15 protein-coding genes and 1 CRISPR repeat array are annotated in these 24870 nt (G+C 58.1%); of the genes, 4 read left to right on the forward strand and 11 right to left on the reverse strand.

The features are described from left to right. Positions 1–335 precede the first annotated feature (335 nt). Positions 336–1682, forward strand: a complete 1347-nt coding sequence (locus AC22G1_RS14765; protein WP_487314047.1) for a diguanylate cyclase domain-containing protein — start codon at positions 336–338, stop codon at positions 1680–1682. Here the strand turns inward: AC22G1_RS14765 and AC22G1_RS14770 are convergent. From AC22G1_RS14770 to AC22G1_RS14780, 3 genes are read right to left on the reverse strand one after another with little or no spacing between them, the layout of a single operon-like run. Next, positions 1679–2317 (reverse strand): cytochrome b/b6 domain-containing protein, encoded by a 639-nt coding sequence (locus AC22G1_RS14770; RefSeq protein WP_487314048.1) that lies wholly within the window; start codon positions 2315–2317, stop codon positions 1679–1681. The genes AC22G1_RS14765 and AC22G1_RS14770 overlap by 4 nt on opposite strands. 9 nt (positions 2318–2326) lie before the next feature. Further along, on the reverse strand, positions 2327–2869 hold the full coding sequence (locus AC22G1_RS14775) for a response regulator transcription factor (RefSeq protein WP_487314049.1): 543 nt from the start codon (positions 2867–2869) through the stop codon (positions 2327–2329). Further along, positions 2866–3996 carry a sensor histidine kinase gene (locus tag AC22G1_RS14780; RefSeq protein WP_487314050.1) on the reverse strand — a complete coding sequence of 377 codons (1131 nt, stop codon included), beginning with the start codon at positions 3994–3996 and terminating at the stop codon, positions 2866–2868. Before AC22G1_RS14780 ends, AC22G1_RS14775 begins: the two co-directional genes overlap by 4 nt. A 202-nt stretch (positions 3997–4198) precedes the next feature. Between AC22G1_RS14780 and hpf the strand changes: the two genes are divergently transcribed. Then, positions 4199–4555: a ribosome hibernation-promoting factor, HPF/YfiA family gene (gene hpf / locus AC22G1_RS14785; RefSeq protein ID WP_487314051.1), complete on the forward strand. Its 357-nt coding sequence runs from the start codon at positions 4199–4201 to the stop codon at positions 4553–4555. Here the strand turns inward: hpf and AC22G1_RS14790 are convergent. After that, on the reverse strand, positions 4552–6219 hold the full coding sequence (locus AC22G1_RS14790) for an EAL domain-containing protein (protein WP_487314052.1): 1668 nt from the start codon (positions 6217–6219) through the stop codon (positions 4552–4554). The two genes, hpf and AC22G1_RS14790, sit on opposite strands and share 4 nt — an antisense overlap. 159 nt (positions 6220–6378) lie before the next feature. Between AC22G1_RS14790 and AC22G1_RS14795 the strand changes: the two genes are divergently transcribed. Together AC22G1_RS14795 and AC22G1_RS14800 are read left to right on the forward strand one after the other, a co-directional pair. Next, positions 6379–8673 carry a penicillin acylase family protein gene (locus AC22G1_RS14795; protein ID WP_487314053.1) on the forward strand — a complete coding sequence of 765 codons (2295 nt, stop codon included), beginning with the start codon at positions 6379–6381 and terminating at the stop codon, positions 8671–8673. After that, entirely contained in the window at positions 8649–10199 is a 1551-nt protein-coding gene (locus AC22G1_RS14800) for a VRR-NUC domain-containing protein (protein WP_487314054.1), read from the forward strand. Before AC22G1_RS14795 ends, AC22G1_RS14800 begins: the two co-directional genes overlap by 25 nt. A 45-nt stretch (positions 10200–10244) precedes the next feature. On the opposite strand, the gene AC22G1_RS14805 is transcribed toward AC22G1_RS14800, so the two are convergent. The 7 genes from AC22G1_RS14805 to cas1f all read right to left on the reverse strand — a co-directional run bounded on the left by AC22G1_RS14805 (position 10245) and on the right by cas1f (position 24799). Further along, entirely contained in the window at positions 10245–11018 is a 774-nt protein-coding gene (locus AC22G1_RS14805; RefSeq protein WP_487314055.1) for a DNA/RNA non-specific endonuclease, read from the reverse strand. 282 nt (positions 11019–11300) lie between these two features. Next, a CRISPR array of direct repeats spans positions 11301–16369; the repeat unit is 28 nt; unit sequence TTTCTTAGCTGCCTGGGCGGCAGTGAAG. A 129-nt stretch (positions 16370–16498) separates the two neighbouring features. Then, the gene (gene cas6f, locus AC22G1_RS14810; RefSeq protein ID WP_487314056.1) at positions 16499–17062 is read right to left on the reverse strand and encodes a type I-F CRISPR-associated endoribonuclease Cas6/Csy4; all 564 of its coding nucleotides are present in this window, start codon (positions 17060–17062) and stop codon (positions 16499–16501) included. Positions 17063–17064: 2 nt separating this feature from the next. Beyond that, positions 17065–18090, reverse strand: coding sequence for a type I-F CRISPR-associated protein Csy3 (gene csy3, locus AC22G1_RS14815; protein WP_487314057.1), 1026 nt, complete (start codon positions 18088–18090; stop codon positions 17065–17067). Positions 18091–18104: 14 nt separating this feature from the next. Continuing rightward, positions 18105–19076 (reverse strand): type I-F CRISPR-associated protein Csy2, encoded by a 972-nt coding sequence (gene csy2, locus AC22G1_RS14820; protein ID WP_487314058.1) that lies wholly within the window; start codon positions 19074–19076, stop codon positions 18105–18107. Beyond that, positions 19069–20412: a type I-F CRISPR-associated protein Csy1 gene (gene csy1 / locus AC22G1_RS14825; protein ID WP_487314059.1), complete on the reverse strand. Its 1344-nt coding sequence runs from the start codon at positions 20410–20412 to the stop codon at positions 19069–19071. Before csy1 ends, csy2 begins: the two co-directional genes overlap by 8 nt. 38 nt (positions 20413–20450) lie before the next feature. After that, positions 20451–23822 carry a type I-F CRISPR-associated helicase Cas3f gene (cas3f, locus tag AC22G1_RS14830; protein ID WP_487314060.1) on the reverse strand — a complete coding sequence of 1124 codons (3372 nt, stop codon included), beginning with the start codon at positions 23820–23822 and terminating at the stop codon, positions 20451–20453. Further along, entirely contained in the window at positions 23819–24799 is a 981-nt protein-coding gene (cas1f, locus tag AC22G1_RS14835) for a type I-F CRISPR-associated endonuclease Cas1f (protein ID WP_487314061.1), read from the reverse strand. Before cas1f ends, cas3f begins: the two co-directional genes overlap by 4 nt. Between the last annotated feature and the right edge of the window lie 71 nt (positions 24800–24870).

Below are 24870 nucleotides of genomic sequence, written 5' to 3' on the forward strand. Positions count from 1 at the left end.
CCTTGCCTCACTCATTATTGATACCCGTCCAGCAGCGGTGCGGCGCTCTGGGCCAACAAACTGCAAGAGGAGGAAAGTACCCACAACAAAACCACAAGGCCGAATTGCTCCTGCCGCATGTCATACAAATTGGAAGTATTTGTAAATGCTAAAGGAAAAAACCTTCACCCACAGCCACTTGGCTCAACAATGGCGCTAAAGCGTCTCATTTTGGCCGTCCAGTGCATGACGGCACGTTATTATTTCGTTAATGCAAGCTGGCGTTAGCGGCGGTTGACTTGCACTGCGCTACGGATGGCCTGACTATGTTACATAAATAGAATTCTGGGCATCCGATGCGACAGCACCACCAACAGCTTTCCCGACTGACCTACCTGGGCACCCTCGTTATCTTTATCTTGGCTGTCGGTACCGTTGAGATATTCCACCACCTGATCTCCGTTAATCGCCAGGCCGATGCCAGGGCCCGGGTCACCAACGAGCTTATAAACCTTCGCACCCGTATCGAAGCCCACAGCAACGCCGCCATTTACCTGGTGCGAGGCCTTGCCGCCTACCTGCAGGCCTACCCCGACGCCACCCGTGAGCAAATCGACCCGGTTATCAAGAACATTTATATCGACGGTAAGAGCATTCGCAGCATCGCGGTGGCGCCGGACTTGGTGGTACGGATGGTCTATCCCCTCAAGGGCAACGAGAAGGTTCTCAACGTGGATTTTCGCACTGTGCCCGAGCAGTGGCCCTATGTGGAAAAGGCAGTGGCGCTCAAAGAAACGGTGCTGGACGGACCGGTGAATCTTATCCAGGGCGGCCGGGGGCTGATTAACCGCACCCCGGTGTTTGTTAAAGAAGGCAAGCTGTGGGGCGTGATAAGCGTGGTGCTGGATATCGACAAATTGCTGGCCGCCTCCAATTTCACCGCCGAACCTGCCGGCCTTCACCTTTATCTCTACAATCCCTCCAAGAAGGACAAGGGGTTTATCTTTGGCGACCCCAAGGTGCTGGAGAGCCCAGAGCACATCAGTCTGCCTTTATACCTGCATAACGAGACCTGGATGCTGGCCGCTACCACCCAGCAGCCCAAGGGGCTTTGGTGGCTGCAGCTGACCCGGGTGATAGGCTGGCTGGCATCCATGGTGTTTGCCGGTATGTTCTTTACCATCATCCGTGAGCACAGCCGCAACAAGATATTGGTTAACACCGACAGCCTGACCGGCCTGCCCAACCGCCGCGCCTTTTACCAAAAGCTTAATGACAACCTCGGCCAATACCGTAAAAGCGGCGAGCCGTTTTGTATTGTCTATCTCGACCTCAACGGCTTTAAGGAAATAAACGACAACCACGGCCATGAAACCGGCGACGACGTGTTAGTGATGGTTGCAAGGCGCCTGCAGGAAGTGTCACGCCCAAGTGACCAGTACTACCGGTTGGGCGGGGACGAGTTCGTTGGGGTGCTAGACGGCATCAACGGCAGTGAACAGGCCGAGGCCATCGCCCAGCGGCTGCTAGAAGCGGTTAACCGCGATATGCACCTGGAGAACCGCTTGGTGCTGCGTATCTCAACGGCCCTGGGTTACAGCTTCCCAAGCCCGGGGGACGACATCGATACCCTGCTGACCCGCGCCGACAAGCGCATGTATCAAGACAAGCACCGCGATAGCGAGCCTGATTACACCATTTAAAGGCCACTGCCCCAGGCCCAGTACAACAGCCCCCACAGCAGCAGGAAGCAAAACCAGGCCGGCCAACTGGCCCGCACCTGGCTGGGGCCGTCGATACCCCGTTTACGGCCGGTAAACATGGCCGGTACCAGCCGCTCGCCCTTGGCGCAGTGCAAAATAACCGCCAGCAAGTGGGCAAGGCCCAGCCAGACGATGAAATCAAAATTCAGATGATGCAGGCGGGTGAGCCAGGTGGCGGTTTCGCTGCTTACCAGATGGCTGAGCGGCCCCTCGGTGAAGATTTCGTCACTGGCAAAAAGCCCGCTGCCAAGCTGAATACCCACCACCAGCAATAGCACCAGCACCATCCAGCCGCCCAGCGGATTGTGGCCCACCGTTACCGGCGCCTGGCCTTTGGCCAGGGCGCGGCCATAGGCAAAGGCCTTGAGCGGCGACACCACAAAGTGGCTGAACCGGGCGCTGGCCGAGCCGACAAAGCCCCACAGGATGCGGGTCAACCAGAACGCCAGCAGAGTCATGGCCAGCCATTGATGCCACACCATTTCCCCGGCCTCGGCGCTCCACCAACAACCGATGAGCAGCAGCAACTGCCCCCAGTGAAAACCTCGGATAAAGCTGTCCCAAACCCTGACCATGACATGTCCCTATGATGAATGTGCGCTGTTGTCCGCCTCGCAGGCGACCGGATGTTTGGCCAGTTTACGTTGTAGTGTGCGCCGGTGCATGCCAAGGGAGCGGGCGGTGGCGGAAACGTTGCCGTCGTTGTCGGCCAGCACCTTCTGGATATGCTCCCACTCAAGCCTTGCCGGCGGCAGCGGCGCCGCCTCGGCGCCAAGCCGCTGCTCGCCACCGATGGCCGCCAACAAGGAGGCCATGTCCAAGGGCTTGGGCAGATAATCGTCGGCCCCGGCCTTGATGGCCGCCACCGCCGAGGCAATGGCGGCGTAGCCTGTTATCACCAAAATGCGCGCCTGCGGCAGCAGCGCCCGCAGCGGCTCGATAAAAGGCAGGCTGGTGGCGGCGCCAAGTTTTAAATCCAGCAGCACCACTTGCGGATCAAAGGCCTTCGCCTCACCAAGCAGCGGCTCGCAGTGGCTAAGGTGGCGCACCTCAAAGCCTTTGCGGCTAAGGACCCGCTGCAAGGTTTGGCCGAGGGCTTGGTCGTCTTCCAGCAGCAGCAGTTTCATGATTTTGCGAGCCCCACTTCCAGCCAGCTTTGGCTGCCATCGCCCTCGATGCGTAAAAAGCCCCCCAGCCGCTCGAAGCTGGCATGGGCCAGGAACAGGCCAAGGCCGGGGCCGGGGTGGCGGTCTGAGGGCAGCGGCTGGCCAAGGGCTTTAGCGAGCTCAGGAGCCAGCCCCGGGCCGCCGTCGTCAATTCTCAGCAGCCAATGGCCGGCATCGCTCGACAGCGCCAGATGAATAACCGAGCCCTGATGGGCGGCGTTATCCAACAAATTAAGGATGGCCGGCACCAGGGTGGCATCCCCTTTGACTTCGCCCTCGATGCTGGCCGGCAGCACCAGTTCGGCCTCGGGGCGCAGCAGCCGAAAACGCTCGGCCAGGGCGCCAAGCAGCGCCTCCACGGCCATGGCCCCGGCAGGCTGGGGCTCTGCCGCTTCACGAATTTTTTGTAAGAGTGCGCTGCAACGCTCAAGGGCCTGGCGCAGGCTGCCAAGGCGGGGGTCGGGCTGCTCGTCGGCCAACTCATCGGCGGTCAGCCTGGCAACGGAAAGCGGGGTAGCCAGCTGATGGGCCGAGAGCGCAGCCTGAGAAGCCACCGCCATCACCTGCTCGGAGCGCAGCTGGCGCTCGCGCAGGTTGCTGATCGCCGCTTGCTGGCGGCGCATCACCTTGCTGGTGCGAAGGGCAAAGATCACCATGATCGCCATGGTCAGCATGGCGTTGGCCCACATGCCCCAATAGTGGCCGGGCTTGTGCCAGCCCATGTCGTCCGGCAGCAGCATCAGTGAGCTGTAGCCGGCCACTGCCAGCACCGAGATCCACACCGCTGCGCCTTCGGCTTTGGCCAGTAGCACGATCACCACCGGCAACAGGTACAAGGACACAAAGGGGTTGGTGTGGCCACCGGAGAGGGCAAACAGTAAGGTCAGCAGCACCATGTCCACCAGCAGCAGGGTCCAGTGGGCATTAAAACGCAGGCTGACGGCGCCCAGCAGCCCCTGGCAAGACCAGATAGCCAGTAACCAAAAGAGGTGATAGGGAAGTTCGGCAATGCCCACCCAGAGCAGCATCAGGGCTTCGCTGGCCCAGAGGATAAGGCGCATGGCCTGGATGTCTTTGGCGGCTAACACGGGGATAAATCCTCTCAACTATGCCTGCCTGTTGGCCCCTCGGCAAGGCCATTTCGGCAGGTTCTGCCAGGTAATTCACGCTTTATTTTGCCGCGGCCCAAAAGCCATAAAAAGTTGATCAAGATCACATGACAGCGGCGATGCAAAGGCGTAGGTTGGGGGTGAAGGCAATACACAAGTGATGACTCATGGAGGTCTTTATATGCGTATCGACATCACCAGCCGGACCCAGCCAGTCACCGCCGCGCTTGAGGCTCAGATCCAAAAACAACTGAGCAAACTTGAACGCTTCGACGTGCCCTTTATCAACCCCAAACTGGTTATCGACCGTGACGGCATGGCCGTGGTTATGGAAGCCAGCATCGGGTTGCCCAACGGGGACTTGGTGGCCAAGGCGCGCGATCTGGACGGCTACGTTGCCTTAAGTGCCCTGACCCAAAAACTGCAGCGACAACTCAAGACCTACCTGCACAAACCCCATGCGCACCGCGCGGTGCGCTCCAACAGGGCCCAACTACTGGACGTGGAGAGCCCAGCGGCGGAAAACCCCGCCTTTTAACCAACCACTTCGTCCTGCTGCTCCTGCCACTCCAGGGGCAGCAAATCCAACCGGGAGGGGCGACCGATAAGGTTGCCCTGAGCATAATCCAGCCCCAGCCTGCGCACGAACTCCAGCAACTCCGGCTTATCCACAAACTCCGCCACCACCGGCAGCGACAAGCCCCGGCACACCGAGGCAATGCCCCGCACTATGGCGCGGTCGCGGCGCGAGCGTAACAGATCCTGGATAAGGCTGCCGTCTATCTTCACGTAATCCACCGGCAGGGCCTGCAGGTACTTAAAAGACGAAAAGCCGCTGCCAAAATCGTCGAGGGCAAAGCGCACCCCTACCTCTTGCAGGGCCCGCATAAAGCGGCGCGCTTCCTTGAGGTTGTCGATGGCCACCGATTCGGTGATCTCGATGCAAAGGGTCTTGGCCGGTACGGCCGCCTCGGCCAGCCACTGGCGAATGGCCAGGGCAAAGCGGCTGTCAGAAAGGCTCTGGCCACTTAAATTCACCGCCAGCACCAGGTGATCGTGCAGCTGCGGATGCTTGCCCAGCCAGTCGATAACGGCCTTTATCACCCAGCGGTCAAGGCGGCTGGTGAGGCGAAAATCCTCGGTTGCCGCCAAAAAGCGCCCGGGGCTTAGCATTTCACCTTCGTCCCCCAGCATCCTTACCAGCACTTCGGCCCGTAGCTGCCCGTGTTGGGGTTTAAGGGATTCGAGGGGCTGGTAGAACAGCAGGAAGTTGTCGGTGTTGATGGCGTGGCTCACCGCCTTGGCCCATTTGGAGGCCTGCAGACGCTGCACCAGTACCGGGTGGTCGGCGCTGAATCTCACCCAGGGCTGGTCTGAAGCCAGGTGGCAGGCAAAGTCGGCGCGGCGCAGGCCTTCCCACAGATCCATACCCTCTTCGGCTTCACAAACCCCGGCTTTGACCGCCAGCGGAAAGCCCTGGGGAATGCTTTGGTCCAGCGCTTCGTCCAGCACCTTGATAAGGCCTTCGAGCCGCTCTTGCCAGGGCTTGGAGCCGTCGAGGCGCAGCCAAAAGGTGTCGCCGTCAGGGCGGGCGGCAAATTCGCCGTGGCGAAGCGCCCCTTCCACCAGCTCCCCTAGGCGGCGCAGCAGGTTGTCGCCGGCGTCCAGGCCCAGGTTGTCGTTAAGCAGGCGAAAGCGGCTGAGGTTAAATTGCACCAGCAAGGCGCCACTCAGGCCCTCGGAGGCCAGGCGCAAAATAAAGCCCTGGCGGTTCAAAAGGCCGGTCAGGCCGTCTTTTTGCAGTTGCTGGCGCAGGGTACGCACCTGTTGTTGCTGGCCGCGCTGGCAGGTGATTTGCACCCACAGCAGGCCGTCGCGGCGGTAGCCCCAGAGCTGGTAGTCAGGCACCTGTTGCTCGAAAAAGGCGCTTTTACCGTCGCGCCAGGCGCGCAGGGCAGCCAACGGCCAGGGCAGCACCAAGGCCGACACATGGCTGCCGACGGCGGCCTTGGGGTCGTCAAAGAGGTTATTAAGGGACGTGCTGACGCTCTGGATATCCAGGTCTTGATTTAAAGCAACCCAGCCTGTCCTTGCCTGGTTTGCCAACTCGTCGCGCACTTTCAGTTGCTGTTGTAAGTGGTCGCAGCGCTTTTGCAAAAAGCGTTTCTGGCGAAAACCCAAACCCCAGAGCAACATAAACATCAGCGCAGTTCCCGCACTGCCGCCGACGGCCAACCATTGTGGCGCCATGTCTTCTCCATCTAAGGTGCAGTCTTTGCGCTGCTTCCCAATGCCTGAGCTTCTTTGTATCGTTGGCTCAGTATTCTGATGGACTGATCTGAAACAGCAAGGAAAATTATCGTGAAATGGCGTATTGGAGCACTAATACTGGCGTTACTTGCTGTTTCTCCCCTGGCGGTGATGTATTTCAATACCGCCAAGCTCGACGGCACCGTCAAACTCCCCGGCCTCAATGCCCCGGTGGCGGTAAACCGTGACAACCGTGGCGTGCCCCTTATTCTTGCCAAAAACCAGTTGGACTTGGCCCAAACCCTGGGCTACCTGCACGCTCAGGACCGCTTCTTCCAGATGGACTTGCTGCGCCGCCTCTCTGCCGGCGAGCTGGCCGCCCTGGTGGGCGACAAGGCCCTCGACCATGACCGAGACATCCGCCGCCACCGCTTTCGGGCTAGGGCCGAAGCAGCCATCAGCGCCATGGCCCCACAAGACCGGGCGCTGCTGGTGGCTTACAGCAACGGCGTAAACAAGGGTCTGGCTGACTTACTGACCAAACCCTTTGAATATTGGCTGCTGCGCCAAACGCCCCGCCAATGGCGCCCCGAAGACAGCCTGCTGGTTATAGACAGCATGTATCTTGATCTCCAAGGCAACGCCGCCAAGCGCGAATGGAGCCTGGCTGCCATCAGCCAGCGCCTGGACGACGAACAAAAGGCGTTCTGGTTCCCCTTTGGCGGCCGCTTTGACGCCGCGCTGGACAGCACCTTCCCGCAACCAGCGCCGCTGCCCAAAAGCGGCTGGCCCGACATGCAGGCGCCACCGGCCAGCCCCGCGCCCGAGCAAGCCCCCGGCTCCAACGGCTGGGCCGTGGCCGGGCGCTTTACCAACGACGGCGCCGCCATGCTGGCCTCCGACATGCACCTGAGTTTGCGGGTGCCCAATATCTGGTATCGCATGGCTGCCCGCATTGGCGACAACATGGAAGTGGGCCTGACCCTGCCCGGCACCCCGGCGCTGGTGGTGGGCTCCAACGGCCATATCGCCTGGGGCTTTACCAACTCTTATGGCGATTTTTCCGATCTGGTGGTGGTAAGCGACGCTGGCAATAACCAATACCAAACCAGCGACGGCCCCAAAGCCTTTACCGACCACCCGGAAACTATCCAAAGCAGCAGCGGCCACAGCGAAACCCTGGTGGTAAAAGACACCCAATGGGGCCCGCTGATGGGCACCCTGCCCGACGGCCGCCCCTACGCCCAGCTCTGGACAGCCCAGCAGCCGGGGGGCGTGAACATCAACCTGATGAAGCTGGTGGACTGCCCCGATGTCAGCTGCGCCCTGGCGCTCGCCCCCACCATGGGCATTCCCACCCAGAACATGATGGTGGCCGACACCCGTGGCAACGTGGCCTGGACCTTAGCCGGCCCCATCCCCGAGCGCCTGGGCTACAGCGGCTTGGCGCCGGTGGATTTGAGCCAGGCCGGTGTCAGCTGGCAAGACCGGCTCCCGGCCAGCGCCTACCCCCGGCGCATCAATCCCCCCAGTGGCCGCATCTGGAGCGCCAACCAGCGGATGCTGGGCGGCGCCGAGCTCAGCCGTATCGGCGATGGGGGTTATGTGCTTGGAGAACGGGCCGGGCGCATTCGCGATCTGCTGAAAAGCCAAAACCTCTGGGACGAAAAAGGCTTTTTTGCCATGCAGTACGACAACAAGGTGCCGGTTTACGATTTCTGGGCCAAGCTGCTGGCCAACGAGCTGTCGCAGATGCCGCCCTCGCCGGATTTTGTTAAAGCCCGCCGCCTGGTAGACGAATGGGACGGCACCGCCGCCAGCGGCTCCCAGGCCTTCGTGATGATCCACGATTTTCGCCAGGCCATGCTGGGGCTGGTGTTCGCCCCCTTCTACAACCTCGACAAAACCCTGCCCGGCTTTGATGCCGCCAGTATCGACAACCAGTGGGAATACCCCCTGCGCCAGCTGCTGAGCCAGCAGCCGCCGGCCATGCTGCCAAAAGGCTATGAGTCCTGGCAGGGGCTTTTGAGCGAGCAAACCGCCCGCCAGGTTACTCGCACCGCCGAGGCTGGCTGGCCCACCTGGGGCAGCGTCCACCAAAGCCACATCCGCCACCCGCTATCGGCCGCCCTGCCCGGCTGGCTGGCCCGCTACCTCGATGCCCCGGTGTCGCCCCAGTCTGGCGACAGCTACGCGGTGCACGTTACCGGCGCCGCCTTTGGCGCCTCTGAGCGGCTGGTGGTGACCCCCGGCCATGAAGACCGCGGCATTCTGGTGATGCCAGGCGGCCAGAGCGGCAACCCCTTCAGCCCTTATTACTTAAGCGGCCACAAAGACTGGCAAGACGGCACCCCCGAGCCCTTGATGCCCCAGGAAGCGCGATGGCAGTTGACCTTAACGCCCTGAGTGGCACCTATTATCTGGCCCATTTCGAAGCCCTGCTGGGGGCAGTAAAAGGTCGCTACGGCGACCTTTTTAGCGAACAAGAAAACCAGTGCCTTGACGATTTTGCCGCCCTGCCACTGGATGGGCGCGCCCTTTACACCCGCTTTTTAAGCCGCCGTGGCCAGTGCTTTCGTGAAGATAAACTGCGCTACCCCGAGCTTGATCTGCCGCTGGCCATTGAGGCTTTAAAAGAGGCCGGCTTTATTACCCCCATGGCCCCCGAGCAGGCCCTGCTGCTGCCACTGCTTACCAAGGCCGAAATCGCTGCGCTTTTTAGCCTCGATAAACGCCTGGCGCGCCCCGCCCTTATCGAAGCGGCCCAGGCTTTGCCCTACCGGGCACCGCCTTTTGCCCTGTGGCAAATGCAGCACGAGGCGCTGATGCGCCGCTGCCTGCTGCTCTATTTTGGCAATGCCTACCAAGACCTTAGCGAGTTTGTGATAACCGCCCTTGAGCATGTGCGCTACGAGCCCTACCCCCTTGATAGCCAAAGCCGCTACTACCAAAGCCGGGGCCACTTGGAACGCCACTTTGCCCTTGCAGAGCTGGCGCAAACCCTCGATGCCTGCCCCGACCACGCCCTAGGCGCCTTGGCAGAATGCTGGCCTGCCGGGGATGACAACCGCTGGCAACGCCTGACCCTGCAACTGGCCCGGCGCCTTGAGCGCAGCAAAAATCTGCCCTTGGCCCTGGCGTTTTACCAGCGCCTCACCCTGCCCCCAGCCAGGGAGCGTAGCGTGCGGCTGATGGAAAAAACCGCCGGCCAAGAGGCGGCCTGGCAGGCCCTGGCGCCCATATTAAAAGCGCCCCAAGATGCCAGCGAACAAGACTTTATCGACGTTTTTGCCAAGCGCCTGGCCAGCAAGCTCGGCCACAGCCTGCCCCAGTTACCGGTAAGCAGCGTCAGCGAGCAGCAGCGGCCCTTGCCAGAGGGCAGCGAGCGGGTCGAGCAGAAAGCCCTTGGCTATTTCGATGCCGGTATGCACAGCGAGAACCAACTCTTGACCGGCCTTTTTGGCCTGCTGTTTTGGGACATTGTCTTTAACCCGGTGCCCGGCGCCTTTTTCCACCCCTTTCAGCGCGGCCCCAAAGATTTGTTCAGCCAGGGCTTTTATGAAAAGCGCCAAGGGCTTATCGAGGCCCGGCTTAATGAAATTGAGCAAGGCTGGCAACAGCGGGCCAAAGCCACCCTCGCCGCCAAGGCCGGCATTGCCAACGATCTGGTGTATTGGCCGCTGTGGCGCGCCGAACACCTGGCCCTTGCCAGCCATATCCCCGGCCACCACCTGGCGCTTTGGTTTCGCCATTTTCTAAAAGACCCGCGCCACCACCGCAGCGGCTTTCCCGATCTGCTGGTGGTCGATGGCGGCCAATACCAGCTGGTGGAAGTCAAAGGCCCCGGCGACCGGCTGCAACCGGGGCAAAAACGCTGGCTGCGCTTTCTCGCCCGCCACCACCTGCCGGTCTCGGTGCTGCACCTAAAATAAAAGGCCGCCAGCAACAGCGGCGGCCTGCAAACCTTTGGGCTTTGCTTAGTTACAACCCAGGGCCGCCGACAAACCGCCGGTTTGCCCTTCCACCGCCGACTCCTTATAGGACGGCAGGGTCGGCATGATGTTAAGGCCGGTGCGGCTTTCCACCTCGTTGACCGTTACCTCGGTGGCGCAGAAGTTCGCCGAGCGGGCCAAGTCCTGCTCCATGATAAAGGCCGAGGCCTCCACCCAGCCGTTTACGTCGGTGATCACCACCTTGAAGTAACCAGAAGGAATGGTGTGGGCCTCATCCGCCTGGGGCAAGGTGCCGAAATACCACTCGTAGAGCGGCCCGGTTACCACATACACATCTTGGCCGGAGCGAGCCACCGCCCGCACCGCCGACTCCAGATCCACCCAGGGGCCCTGGTTGAGGTTGGAGGCCTGGGGCGTGATGTTGGACAAGTAGTTGGTCATGGCCCAGTCGCTGGTGTTGCTAAAGGACGCCAGCGGCACCTGATGTCCACGGTCGGTGCCCAGCACCGCGTTGGCATCGGTGTAATCGGCCGGCTCCAGGGTCGCCGAAGCGGCAATGCTGGGGTCGGCCTTCCAGGTGCGGGTACGGGTCGGGCCGTCGATGGTGCTGGCGGTGACATGGTAAGCCGCCCAATCGGCAAACTTGGTCGACGCGTTGTTTTGCAGGGTATAGATGGAACGCTCGATCACCTGGCCCGATTTACCGGTAGGACAACCGTAAACGCAATTGGCCGCCAGCAACGGACCGGAAAACAGCGCCGATGCGATCAATAACAGGGATGACAGTGTTTTTTTCATATTAAGTATGCTCGTTGTTGTGAAAAAACCAGAATGACTAACGAGCATTAAATTAACATCGCAGTTTTTTTAACTTTTAAATTCTTACCCTGGTCAATTTAGCGGCTGGACAAAGACAAATATCTCCGATAGTGCCACCCATTTTTTAGTTATTTAAAAGAGTCAGCAACAAGTACGCCTTTTCGCCATAGAAACCCACACTATGAATTTAAGAAAGCGCTGACAGAATTGATGTGGCACCAATGAAAAATTAAATCTATTAAGTCAGATTTGGAATATCGCTCTCTGAACTGCCTGGGCGGCAGTGAAGGGTACGCTTGAGGGATACACCGATGCTTAAATTTTCTTAGCTGCCTGGGCGGCAGTGAAGGGTACGCTTGAGGGATACACCGATGCTTAAATTTTCTTAGCTGCCTGGGCGGCAGTGAAGCTTTTCTTCTGCTGTTTTTGCCCTTTCTTCGTTTTCTTAGCTGCCTGGGCGGCAGTGAAGGGCAACATACTAACAGGAGCGTAAAAGTGGCATTTCTTAGCTGCCTGAGCGGCAGTGAAGGCCGCAAGATCGAAACCCTGGGCTTCTCCTACTTTCTTAGCTGCCTGAGCGGCAGTGAAGTTTAGCGCCCTTCTCGTCGCCGTCTACTGCCATTTCTTAGCTGCCTGAGCGGCAGTGAAGTTTGGCGTCCACTGAGTTGAGGGACCGCACTTTTTCTTAGCTGCCTGAGCGGCAGTGAAGATCAAGTCCCCCCGCGATGCGGTTTATGATCATTTCTTAGCTGCCTGAGCGGCAGTGAAGTAAAACCATCGTCAAATGCGCCAGCAAATATTTTTCTTAGCTGCCTGAGCAGCAGTGAAGATTTATCTGCCCTAGCATCGACGCCGGATAAATTTCTTAGCTGCCTGAGCGGCAGTGAAGAGGCGCAGGAGCCATCGAGCGTGTCCGAATTATTTCTTAGCTGCCTGAGCGGCAGTGAAGGGTTTGCCGCCAGTAGTCCGGCACCAGTTCGATTTCTTAGCTGCCTGAGCGGCAGTGAAGTGCGAGGTCAAATCGTAGGTGCGCGACATAATTTTCTTAGCTGCCTGAGCGGCAGTGAAGGGCTGTGTCGAACTGCGGCTTATTGCCGGCATTTTCTTAGCTGCCTGAGCGGCAGTGAAGCGATACTGCCACATGGATTGTGGCGCCTGGTATTTCTTAGCTGCCTGGGCGGCAGTGAAGCTAAGCAAGCGCCGACGATGCCAGCGCCAGTTTTTCTTAGCTGCCTGGGCGGCAGTGAAGAGTGAAGTCGTCATGTATCTTACCGGCGAACTTTTCTTAGCTGCCTGGGCGGCGGTGAAGGGGCTGGGAGCTGATAAAGACCCTGTTTTCATTTTCTTAGCTGCCTGGGCGGCAGTGAAGCACAGCTACGCTGTGCGCCACGAACCAGGGCATTTCTTAGCTGCCTGGGCGGCAGTGAAGTGGGGGAGTGCATTACCGTCTCCTTGCCTCGCTTTCTTAGCTGCCTGGGCGGCAGTGAAGATGCTGTTTGCCACGTTCTACGTCATCAAGGTTTTCTTAGCTGCCTGGGCGGCAGTGAAGTTATCCACGTCCTCGGCGGCCTTGTTCATCTTTTTCTTAGCTGCCTGGGCGGCAGTGAAGTGTTGATTTCCATGGTTGCCCCATTTCCTTTTTTTCTTAGCTGCCTGGGCGGCAGTGAAGCCATCGCCCTGGACTTTCTGATCTTCGGCAACTTTCTTAGCTGCCTGGGCGGCAGTGAAGTGGTTGAAGAGCTGGCCGACGTGGCCAGGCCTTTTCTTAGCTGCCTGGGCGGCAGTGAAGGATTTCGGCGAGGTCCAGGTTATCGATGCCATTTTCTTAGCTGCCTGGGCGGCAGTAAAGGTTGTCCCGCATATAGCGCATCGTCTACAGATTTTCTTAGCTGCCTGGGCGGCAGTGAAGTGGCTGGCCGTTGTCGGCAGTGCGTAGGGTTTTTTCTTAGCTGCCTGGGCGGCAGTGAAGGTGGAGCGCCAGCGCCGCTCCATGGAGTGGGCTTTCTTAGCTGCCTGGGCGGCAGTGAAGGCATTATTTTGTCGTTGAACCGTTCTTTTCCCTTTCTTAGCTGCCTGGGCGGCAGTGAAGACCGCGACAACTTCAGTGACCGTGAAGTCATGTTTCTTAGCTGCCTGGGCGGCAGTGAAGTGTGACGAGGCCATCATTCGCCAAGAAATCGATTTCTTAGCTGCCTGGGCGGCAGTGAAGAACTTCGGGGTGGTTTACGGCGGCGTGCCACATTTCTTAGCTGCCTGGGCGGCAGTGAAGGCGCCAACATTGATGGTTTTCATTTTGTGTTTTTTCTTAGCTGCCTGGGCGGCAGTGAAGCTGGAGCACCGGGGCCAGCTTGGGATACCGAATTTCTTAGCTGCCTGGGCGGCAGTGAAGTATCTGATTTATAAAAACTGGGATGCCATCAATTTCTTAGCTGCCTGGGCGGCAGTGAAGATACCACCAGAGTTAAAGCACCTGATGGCATTTTTCTTAGCTGCCTGGGCGGCAGTGAAGTTGTACTGGTCTACCAGTGTTCTTGTGTACATTTTCTTAGCTGCCTGGGCGGCAGTGAAGCAGGGACTCGCTGATAGCGGATGGCGTATTGATTTCTTAGCTGCCTGGGCGGCAGTGAAGCTTTGCGTTGATGGCCCTTTTTGTTCTGCTGATTTCTTAGCTGCCTGGGCGGCAGTGAAGCCTTCGCCAGACGCCCTCCTGGTTAGCCTAGTTTTCTTAGCTGCCTGGGCGGCAGTGAAGGGAACGCCATCTTCGTCAAGGACAACCTCCATTTTCTTAGCTGCCTGGGCGGCAGTGAAGATCGACTATTCAAACGCATCACTTTTCGATCCTTTCTTAGCTGCCTGGGCGGCAGTGAAGTGGCTATGCCATAGAACTCATCTTTTGTCGGTTTTCTTAGCTGCCTGGGCGGCAGTGAAGCGCTCTGTGCATGCTGGTAACCTGCATTCAATTTTCTTAGCTGCCTGGGCGGCAGTGAAGACCATAATCTGAACTTCGCTCTTGATTGATTTTTTCTTAGCTGCCTGGGCGGCAGTGAAGTGAAAATGCGGACCAGCCAATTGCTCGATAATTTTCTTAGCTGCCTGGGCGGCAGTGAAGGAGACGGGCACCCGGTACCAGCCCGGTGCCGATTTCTTAGCTGCCTGGGCGGCAGTGAAGGCTCAGGTTTCGTGTTGGCCTCTTCTTCCTGATTTCTTAGCTGCCTGGGCGGCAGTGAAGACCATCGAAGATGGTGATTTGTTTGATTTAATTTTCTTAGCTGCCTGGGCGGCAGTGAAGAAGTTCCGTCATCGAACTGGGTCCGGATGATTTTTCTTAGCTGCCTGGGCGGCAGTGAAGCGGTATGCCAAGCCGGCTTTGGCAAGAATGGTTTTCTTAGCTGCCTGGGCGGCAGTGAAGATACCGTTTAGTAAGTCCCTGTCAAACGCTAATTTCTTAGCTGCCTGGGCGGCAGTGAAGGTCCCAGCGGTCCACCGTGCGGGGGTGTCTGTTTTCTTAGCTGCCTGGGCGGCAGTGAAGTGGGACCCTGAGGGCACCTACAAAGTGCCAAATTTCTTAGCTGCCTGGGCGGCAGTGAAGATGGATTTGTTTGCAGATCTGCAATCGGGAAATTTCTTAGCTGCCTGGGCGGCAGTGAAGGGTTTCAAGTTCCATAAAGCTGGTGTGATCTTTTTCTTAGCTGCCTGGGCGGCAGTGAAGTCGCGTATCTCTGCCCTTATCTTCTTGATGGTTTTCTTAGCTGCCTGGGCGGCAGTGAAGTTTTTGCATCACCGTTCTGGTTTGGTGCGTATTTTCTTAGCTGCCTGGGCGGCAGTGAAGGAGTTTGTCAGTATCAGGCCGGTGGTTGGTATTTTCTTAGCTGCCTGGGCGGCAGTGAAGCAAGAACAACACCAGTTGACGGAACCTCTTTTTTTCTTAGCTGCCTGGGCGGCAGTGAAGAGGTATAAACACCAAAAGAGGTTCCGTCAACTTTTCTTAGCTGCCTGGGCGGCAGTGAAGGCCAGTTCTCTGACCTGTTAGAATTCTCTGATTTTCTTAGCTGCCTGGGCGGCAGTGAAGGTAGGCGTCATCGACTCCGACTATCGTGGCGATTTCTTAGCTGCCTGGGCGGCAGTGAAGATAGCTCTACCTCTGAGCTACAGGGCCTGATTTTTCTTAGCTGCCTGGGCGGCAGTGAAGAAGAATGGTCGCAGCAATAGCGAGGATGAAAATTTCTTAGCTGCCTGGGCGGCAGTGAAGAAGACGCGCATCATAGGGCCCCGGGTCACTTATTTCTTAGCTGCCTGGGCGGCAGTGAAGCTTTTAAACCGCCCACCCGTCGAACTGGGGTATTTTCTTAGCTGCCTGGGCGGCAGTGAAGAATGAATCTTTAATGCCGAGCAAATAGGTGCATTTCTTAGCTGCCTGGGCGGCAGTGAAGAACGGCGAGGTCACAGCGAGTAATGCGGATAATTTCTTAGCTGCCTGGGCGGCAGTGAAGACGAGTTCCGCGACGTTGTGAAACCCGAACTTTTTCTTAGCTGCCTGGGCGGCAGTGAAGTGCGTATCTTGAGCGTGAAGGGCACAAGTACATTTCTTAGCTGCCTGGGCGGCAGTGAAGAAAAGCGCAAAAGCGTCATTCGTACCTTCTGCTTTCTTAGCTGCCTGGGCGGCAGTGAAGTACACCAAGCGACTCAGGCGCGGTATGCAAGGTTTCTTAGCTGCCTGGGCGGCAGTGAAGCCAGCATCGCGGGGAAGATAGGCCGCCTTATATTTCTTAGCTGCCTGGGCGGCAGTGAAGTAAACCCTTTTCGGCAACTTTCACATACCGATTTTCTTAGCTGCCTGGGCGGCAGTGAAGTTAAACATCTTGTTACTGAGCCAAAGAATGTTTTTCTTAGCTGCCTGGGCGGCAGTGAAGCACCGTCAGTTCCTGGAGCAGCTCCTCCCGCTTTTCTTAGCTGCCTGGGCGGCAGTGAAGACAACCCCAACACGGTGCTGCTGCGCCTGGATTTTCTTAGCTGCCTGGGCGGCAGTGAAGTGCCGATGGCGGCGGGCAGCTCTGCGTGAGCATTTCTTAGCTGCCTGGGCGGCAGTGAAGAACGCCATGCTGTGGCATCCGAATACATTCAATTTCTTAGCTGCCTGGGCGGCAGTGAAGCTATGACTGCCTCGCTTGGTCTCGCTGGGTTTTTTCTTAGCTGCCTGGGCGGCAGTGAAGATTGAGCTGCGCCGGGCCATGCCGTTTACCTGTTTCTTAGCTGCCTGGGCGGCAGTGAAGAAGCCTATTGGGCGCCGATAACCGGTACTAGCTTTCTTAGCTGCCTGGGCGGCAGTGAAGTAGAGCCTATCCAACCTAACGTTTTGATTGTTAAAGAGCAATGGTGCAAAAAGGCAGCGCAGCCCTTTTGTGGAGCTGCGCTGTAAGGTGTTGTTTTTAAAGGCCCTCTACAGAGCCTTTAAAAAAGGGTCAAAACCATGGGATGGTGGCTGATGGGCTTAAGCCGTAGCGGTTAAACAGGCCAGGCTGCGGCGCCTGCTGTAATGGCCCCAGTTCCAAAAACAGGCGAAACCGCTGGCCGGTACTGCCACTTTGCAGCTGCAAGTACGGCAAGTTAAGCCATTTAGCGGCGCTGTCGGGGATCCGCACTTTGGCTTCTTGTTCACTGATGCCCAAACACTTGATGCTGCGGCGGCGAAGCCGCTCAGGGCTGCTTTTGGCTTGTACCCGCTTTAGCTGCCGGTATTGAGCATGGTCAGGCACCAACGCAATGGCACCTACCTCGGTATGGTCGCGCATTCCCAACAGCCATGGCTCGGCCATCAGCATATCGAGGGGCTTGGCATAGCCAAATAAGCGCATCACGCCCCCCAGCCCGGCATGCTGTTGCTCCATTAACGGAAAACTCACCCCGACTTGCAGTTCGCCGCGCTGTGCCAACACCCGATGTAATTTACTGAACAGCGTGGCCATCAGATGCGCAGCCGAAAACTCTGGATCGGGCCGCAGCCGAATATCGATGTAATGGTTCATGGTTAATCCGCCTTACCAAACACGCCGCCACGAATAAGCGTTGCCACCACAAAATGCTGCTGCTCCTTTGCGGGTTCTTTGTCGGCGGTGATCCAGTTATCAAGCAGGGTGTAGAAATCCATTTTGGCTTTGGGTTGGCGATAGGCTTTGCCTTCGGTGGTGACCGAGCCGTAGGGCTCAACGGCAATGGGGCCTAGATCTTCGCCCGCTTCGCTCGGATACCAGGTGTCGATAGTGCGAAGGGCATTACCGATTTTTTGCGAGTGAATGCCAGCGATACCCTCGACGCTGTAAAGGGTTTTACTTTTACGATCGCCCTGGGATTTGTCGAGAATAAGCTCTTGGGATGGAAACACTTCTTGCCCGGCGCCAAGGCGCACATAAGCGCTAATGGCCAGCAATACATGCTGCTCGCCAGCCAAGCCTTGTTCAATCAGCTTGGCAAGCTCGGCCACGGCGCTGTGGTTGCCAAACTCACGCAGCGAATGGGCCAGGGCGTCAAAGGTCCAGCTTTGCTGAGGCTGGCCATCGACCAGATGGCTAACCACCACTTCCACTTGCTCGGCGCCAAAACGGTTGCGCCATAAGAAGCGGCCATTGGCGAGGTTACTGGCGTAGCGACTGGCCAGTTCAGCAAAGCCATGCTGACTCACATAACCGGCCACCGTTTGTTTGAGCTTGTCGCGATAAGCGATGTCATTACAGGCTGAGGGCTGCCCGGTACCGGCCAACACCCGCAGGGTAAAGGCCACTTTCAGGGTATCGGTAGTGGCTTGCAAGGCCGCCACATCAACGGTTTGCAGGTTCGGCTTTTCTATCTGGGCATCGAGTTTGGCCGGGTCCAACTCTTTGGCTTTAAGGCGGTTGGAAATAGTGCCGCGTACCGACTTGGTTCCCACGCTAATACCTGGCCAGCCCTGGCTTTGCTGGCGCTCGTGCCAGTTGCCGGCAAACATCAGGGCGTCAGAGGGGTCAAGCTTGCGTTCAAAGGCCAATACCGAAGCGGTTTTTACTGGTGCAGTTGCCATATTCAGGTTCCTTTTCAAATGTGAGAGGTTTCAACAGTAAATTCGTTAAGACAGCGATACACGCCTTCTTCAGGCAGGGTGACGGGGTACCAAAGCAGTTGCTGGTGCCCCTCCAGCCGGTGCGGACTCAGCCACTGGCCAATGGAATAAAGGCTTTCTACAAAGCGAAAGGGCACCCGTGGGTCGCGGGCGTTAGCCACTTGGCCTGGTGCATAGGGGTCGGACAAAGCCCCGAAGCCAACCGGAATGGGGACCAGCCAGCCGGGCGGGCGCCGCGCTTGCCATTGCACTTTGTCGGTGCCTTGCTCTTGCAAGGGCTTTATCTGCAAGCTCGACAAATCCAGCCAGGCATCAAGGCGCGAAGCCGCAGGGTTGCTTTGTTGCAACTCTTCCAGCCGCGTTTGCAATAAATCGTCACGGCAAACCAGGGCAAAACCCGGCAGCCATTGGCGCGACAGTGTGCGAAAGATTTTATGCCGGGTCTCGGCGCTATCCCCCAGGCTGACAAGCTGCGGCTTTTGATAAAAAGCACGGGTGCCGGGCTTGGCAGCTAGCACGCTACCGCCAGCAACCCGCATGGTTGCCAGGGTGTCGGCGCAGTATTGGGCCATCTGGGCATATTGCTGTGGGTCTGCTGCCATGCCCTGCCCCGCCACCCCAAATACCAGGGTGATCTCCAGGTGGGCGCGCCCTTCTTCGACAATGGCGGCCGTTGAGCCGTCTTTATCCACGGGGTTGCGGGTCAGGCGAAAGGCGCGGGTGTAGCCCCCTTGGGTAACCTGGGCTTCAAAGTGATGGCAAATCACCCCCACACTCAAGAACTGCAAGCCGATATGGCCATGGGTTTTACGCTCTAGCGCGGTCATCAAGCCAGTAAAGGCGGTGATGGCCGGGAAGCCCCAGGTCATAGGGCTGGAGATACAGTTGGCGTTTTGTACCTTGATGCGGGGCACTACCAGCAAGCCGGTTTCTGGCGAGTTAGTCATGGCTCAACTCCTTTTGTAACTGATCCAGCTCTTGTTGCAGGTGCTTGAGCCAATGGCGCCAGTCATCGTCGAGCTTGACCTCCTTTTGCCATTGCGCGAACTCCGGGTCGCCCACCGGCAGCCCGGCTTTATGGAGCTGGGCGTTAAGCCAATTAGCAAAACGCTCGCGGATTTGCTGTGGCCAATCGGCTTGTTGGCGATGCTCGGCAAAGTCGAGGTCCGATTTGGCGCGGTAGGGGTCTAGCCAGAAGATCTCTTCTTCCACTAAGCGGCAGTCCGGGTGCTGGCTCCAGCCTGGGTTTAGCTCCCAGAACTCGGCGCCAAATTGCAGCAACTCATCCACCAAGGCTGAGGTAAGGGAAAAACGGGTTTCGCGGGTGCGCAGGTTTTTCGGTGGCTCGGCCTTTAATAACCCCTGCAAGGCTTTGACGGTGTGGCGCACAGCCGGGCGCCGACCAAAACGCTTGAAAACAGAATCGGTTTTGAGAGGCGGCGTAAGCAAGCTGGTGTCCCAACTGGGTGGCAGAGACGCTAACAGGTAGTTATTACCACCACGCTCACTGTTGAGCTGGCTGATATTTTGCGGCTTGGTACCACCGAGTTTTTGCACCGCTAGGTTGGGGTAGTCGCAATAACCGGTTTCATGAAAGTGGCCATTGCGGCGCGCCTCACGCGCCGCTTTGGCTTCTTCCCCAAAGCGGTGCTGGTTGATGCGAGTAAAAACCTCATGGGCCAGCGAGCTGGCATAAAGGGGCGCCAACACCTGATAGTGAAGGTCGTTACCGGGGTCTTCGCCGGTTAACCAGTAAATCTGTTTGGCCTGTGGGTGACTGGCAAGAGCACCATCGCTGCCAAGGAGGCTGGCAAAAGCCGCCAGCCACTGTTCAGCCTCGGCGGCGTCTTTGCTTAGTGCCGCCTTGAGGGCGGCATCATCCGCCAGCGCCAGCTCCAGCAAGGTATTGCCACGCTCGTCGGTCAGCTTTAAAAACTTGTACACATCCAGCGCGGCGGCGTTACCCACTACATCGGCTTGAAAGCCACCTGCCAAATCATGGCTACCCAGCAATGAATGGGCTTTTAAGGTGCCAGGGCTAACGTAAAGATTGCTGCCTTTGGCATCAGGGTGAATGGCTTTGAGGGTGTGGGTAACACTTTGGATTTGCCCTACCCGGCGGGCAGCACTTTCCAACCAGGCGTCATATTGATACTGCGCCGTGAGCAGAGCGTATTTAGGGTCATCCGCTGCTAGCTTTTCCAGCTTGGCAGCCAACCGCCCTTGGATAAACTCGGCGATAAGCGCACGTAGTTTTTGAGATTGGCTTTCTAGGTCAGCCATAAATAGCCCTCCCAAGGGTATTTCTGTTTTTCATCCTTTTACCTCCGTTTCCTAAATCCCAACACCGGGTGAAAGTGCCAGCCTCGTTCGTTGTCTGGCAGGCGCACCGTGGCAAAGCGTTTGGCACAATCCTCCAGTGGCATATCCAAGGCCGTTGCCAAGGTGGTAAGGGCCACCAGCAGATCGGTTTCTGCCCACGGGCTGACCCTCTGGCCGCTGAAAATACGGTGGTTATCGTAGGTGAGCAGGCTGTTATCGACTGGAATGGTTTGCCGTTCCTTGGGTATGAATTCGTAACAAAGCAACTGCTGCTGGTCGTCATCGGCTAAAAACACCAAGTCGCGATAACGCCGGTTGTCTTCACGAAAGGGAAAGCGCTGGGGCAGCACCCCGGTTAAACCGATGTGGGGAATGGCCCAGCAACTGTAAGCACCCAGCGGCGGCACTACCGGGGTGCTAGCCCCTCGGCGGCCAGGCGTCACCGAAGGCGCGCTGAGGTTTGGGTGCATCACATCGCGAATGCGCTGGTGCTCCAAATCCACCAACTGGCCATTGGGGTTTAGTGGTGCGGGCTCCAATAGCCTTGGCCGGGCATCAATAACGCGGTATTGGCCAGGCTGCAAAATGGTGCCGAGGCGATGCGCGTGCAGGCGATGCCCAAGCGATTCGTATCCGGGCCGGCAAAACGCAGGCTGGCGCGGCTCGGCCAGGTGTTTAAGGTTGGTGTCGAGAATAAGCAGGTTGTCCCCTTGCGCGGCCCCTGGGCGATGGCGGCGGATGCGCCCGGCCAGCTGAATAAGCGAGCGCATGGAAGAGGGCTCGGCAATGGCCCAGTCGTAGTCGTGGTCGCGGCCCACTTCGGTAACCGGGCTACCTAGCACCACAAACAGCTGCTGCGGCTCGGGGTGGTTGTCGAGCCGCTGGCGAATATCCGCTAACGCAAATACCGCATCCGGGTCACGCCGGTTAAGGGCCGAGTCCAGCCGGTGCTCGATGGCCGAGCGCAAGAAAAGCGGAAACTGCGAGTGATACACACACAAATGCAAGCGCCAACCGGCAGGCAGTTCAGCAGCAAAAAGGGCCAAGGCAACCTCAATCAGTGGCTCGATATTGGCCAGGCGAATAAGCCCGAAGCTGACGTTTTTCTCGCTTTTAGGGTCTGGCTGGCCGTGGGCGGCATGCAGCTTTTGCATGTGTTCAAGAAGTAACGGCGCCAACATCTCACCGGCTTTTTCCCGAGCGACCGGTGCCGGTGGCAAGGCAACTAATGCCCCAAGGCGCCGGGCCTCGTCTTCTGCCAGTTGCCGGTAGCGTTTGCTGGCAAAGCTGTGATGGGCTTTAGCAAAATCATCAAGGGCCGGGCAGTCGTTATGCTGGGTGCGGTGTTCATCAACCCAGGCGCAGCAAACATCAAGCGCCGTGCCCGGCTCGCCCCGATATTGCTGGTAGGCCTCGCGCCCCTTCAGGTAAGCATTGAACAAACCTTCCACCAAGGCAGGGGGCAAGGTGGCAGAAGATAAAATCACCCGCCGCCCCAGTAGGCCGGTCCAATACACCAGGCGGGTCAACCCATGGCAATCGGCTAAATCAAAGTCGTCCGGCTCATCGAGGATAAGGTCGCTACTGAGCAGCCGCAGCATCGGCAAAATATGATGGCCACCTCGCAAGCTCTCAGTGGCAGGCATCAGGTGGTCGATGGTGCATACCAAAAGCGGAGCATCCAGTAACTGGCGGCTACGCCCCTCAAGCATCAATCGCGTTAATAAGGGGTGGGTTTGGCCATTGCCTTCAAAATACAGATGGTCCTGCGGCTCTGATAACGATGCCGCAGAAGCAGAGCCATGCTGCTCTGACTGGTGCTGGTAGTGCTCTTGTAAATCGCGATGTGCTTGGCCGCCAACCAGTACCGCCAGTTCGTGTTCACCAAGTTGCAAACGCTCTCGCAGCGCTTGGCCGGTTTGCAAAGTGAGGGTTCTAAGCCCCAAGGCAACGGTAAAGCGGGCGCCGCGCAAAGGATCAGCCAGGGCATAGGCGATACGGCCATTGGCCAGAGTCTTACCGCAGCCGGTGGAGGCCATGTTCACCACAAAAAGCCCCTGTTGCACCGAGCGTTCCCGAAGAGACAGCGCCATGTCTGCCGCTTTGTCTTGCCAGCGAAAGCGCGGGTTTTGGCTGCGTTTTCGAAGCCCTTTGTGCCGGGCCAGGGTTGGCAAGTGGCGCTCAACGCCTGCCAGTGCATGGCTGACAATTCCGGCTTGGGCACAGACCCCCAGCAGGTGCTCGTCCAGTGGCTGATTAAGCTCGCCCGTTGCCCTTAGGGTATTGGCATAAAGCCGATAGCCAGGCAACGCCGAAAGGCGACGCGGGTCCCGGCAGCGGCTTTTATCGGCGCTATGGGTAGTGACCCCCAGCGATGAATAGTAGTGGTCAGCCAGCATCAAGCAGAGCCGCGAAAGATGCATGACATAGGGGCTATCAAGCCAGCGCTGCGGGCTTTCGTGCTGCTGGGCCAGTTGCAGGCGCTTGGCGATTCGGGCAGCCTGCTTTTGCCAAGGCGGGGTAACAACTGGTAGCTCGTCATCAAAGTGCCAGTAGCTTTGCAGCTCTTTGGCCGCGGCAGGCTCGACAATCTCATTCCAGCGGGCGTCGATTTTACTGAGTAGCTGCTGAAGCTGCTGGGCCTGAAGCTGGTCGTCTTTGCGGCCATAGGGCAGTTGCTGGTCATGCTGGTTGTAGGCAGGGTAAGCCGGCAGCCGGTGGTGGCTTAAGATAAGCCAGCCAATGGCGCTTGCCAGGGGCGGCATTTTGGCAAAAGGCCTATCGCAGTGGCTGTCTAGGCCGTCTTTTTGCAAATTGGCAAGCCAACGGGCATGGTCCTTTAGCGAGGGTTCTACCAGCCTTTGCAACCACTGTTCATCGCTATCGGTGCCGACAAAGGCCTGAAACAGACGCAGCGATATCCACTCATGGCGATAGCGATTTCGCTCGCTCAATTGGCCTTTAAGGCGGCGCTGAAACGCCAGGCAAGCTTTACCTAAGTCATGCATCAAGGCAGCCATGGCCGATAACAGGTAAATAGCCTCGCCGCAGTGCCAGTCGTTCTCGTCATCTGCGCGCAACACATCGCGGCGGGTGATGTTGGTAGGTACCGCGCCCTGCTCGTTAAAGCGCCCGGCATCACCCACTATCCAAACCAGTTCGCTGTGGTCGTGGCCACGGATCCAGTGGCAGGCCACAGCGGTATTTCGCCTAGCGGTTTTTCGCAGCAACTTTCTTAAGGTATCAAGCCCCGCTTGGGTAATGCTGGTTTGCCAGGTGCGGCTACCTCGGCGCTCGGCAAATTGGTCGAGGATACGGCGGCTCTCGGCCAAGGCTCTTTTGTCACATTGCGCGATCAGCAGCACGTTCATAGAGCCGCTTCCTGCCCCAAGGTGGTAGCCGTTTCCTTGAGATGGTCAATCATGAAATCCAGCGCTTCGCTTTGGGTCAGGCTCTCGATACAGCGCTGGCGAAACTGCTGTTCGTCGTCCCCTTGCATGGCGCTGATAAAGGCCAGGGGCAAAATGGTGGCGTCTTTAACCAGGTCAGCCACATCAAATACCAAGCCGCCACGCCGGGTTTTACCGTGCAGCACTGCCAGCCCATGGGGCAGGCCCAGCACCCAACAGGCCGTTGCTCCCAAGCCGTAAGCCAGGTAGTTGCCGTGATCAAGAAAGCGGTTGGCAGGGTCGGCACCGGTGCCGTTTTTGGCTCGAACAAAATCGCCATAGCCGGTGGCTTGAGCAGCAAGTTTGAAGAGCAGCTTGGTCAGCCGCGCTTCTTCGGTCAGTAAGGTGGTGTGGTCCTGGGCCTTGAGCACATCGGCTTGCGCCTTAGTCAGGGCCTGTTCCAATGGCGCTTTATCCAGTTGAAAGCCCGCATTGTGCAGCGCCTTATCCCTCAACCACTGTGTTTTCAGCCTGTTAATTCGTGCCAACTGCACATTTTTGGCCGCTTGCAAACGCAGTTCGTCGTTGAACCAAAACCGCACCCAGGCTTGTAGGTATTCGGTAGGCCGGTACTCGCTTTGCGGTGAGAACCACGCCACATCCATGCCCATTTCCGTGCCGCTAAACAGCGGAGTCCCTCCACCGCCACAGAAACCGACCATCACGCCAGCTTTGGCCAGCTCCCGCATCGCCGCTTGAGTAACCGAGGTGCCGGTGCCTAACAACACCGTTGTGGTATTGGCGATAGGAATATTCCAATAGAGCTGACGCTGGCCTTCACCGGTGACGTATTCCACCCGGCCACCATTGACCAGCACGCGGCAGTGCTGCAGGTAATAAAGGTTGGCCCTTTTTGAATGCAAAATGGTCTTCATGTCCGACGGTGTAAAATCTTGCATCAAAGCATCTCCCGCTGTGTCACTGCACCTTACCCTCTCCTAACTTCTTGCCAACACTGTGGTTTTTCACA

This window comes from Gallaecimonas zhanjiangensis (genome assembly GCF_057624825.1).

Coding starts and splice junctions, on each gene's coding strand:
- AC22G1_RS14775 (WP_487314049.1), bottom strand. CDS start 2,869: ATGAAACTGCTGCTGCTGGAAGACGACCAAGCCCTCGGCCAAACCTTG.
- AC22G1_RS14770 (WP_487314048.1), bottom strand. CDS start 2,317: ATGGTCAGGGTTTGGGACAGCTTTATCCGAGGTTTTCACTGGGGGCAG.
- AC22G1_RS14800 (WP_487314054.1), top strand. CDS start 8,649: ATGGCAGTTGACCTTAACGCCCTGAGTGGCACCTATTATCTGGCCCAT.
- cas1f (WP_487314061.1), bottom strand. CDS start 24,799: ATGCAAGATTTTACACCGTCGGACATGAAGACCATTTTGCATTCAAAA.
- csy3 (WP_487314057.1), bottom strand. CDS start 18,090: ATGGCAACTGCACCAGTAAAAACCGCTTCGGTATTGGCCTTTGAACGC.
- hpf (WP_487314051.1), top strand. CDS start 4,199: ATGCGTATCGACATCACCAGCCGGACCCAGCCAGTCACCGCCGCGCTT.
- AC22G1_RS14790 (WP_487314052.1), bottom strand. CDS start 6,219: ATGTTTATGTTGCTCTGGGGTTTGGGTTTTCGCCAGAAACGCTTTTTG.
- AC22G1_RS14805 (WP_487314055.1), bottom strand. CDS start 11,018: ATGAAAAAAACACTGTCATCCCTGTTATTGATCGCATCGGCGCTGTTT.
- cas3f (WP_487314060.1), bottom strand. CDS start 23,822: ATGAACGTGCTGCTGATCGCGCAATGTGACAAAAGAGCCTTGGCCGAG.
- csy1 (WP_487314059.1), bottom strand. CDS start 20,412: ATGGCTGACCTAGAAAGCCAATCTCAAAAACTACGTGCGCTTATCGCC.
- csy2 (WP_487314058.1), bottom strand. CDS start 19,076: ATGACTAACTCGCCAGAAACCGGCTTGCTGGTAGTGCCCCGCATCAAG.
- cas6f (WP_487314056.1), bottom strand. CDS start 17,062: ATGAACCATTACATCGATATTCGGCTGCGGCCCGATCCAGAGTTTTCG.
- AC22G1_RS14765 (WP_487314047.1), top strand. CDS start 336: ATGCGACAGCACCACCAACAGCTTTCCCGACTGACCTACCTGGGCACC.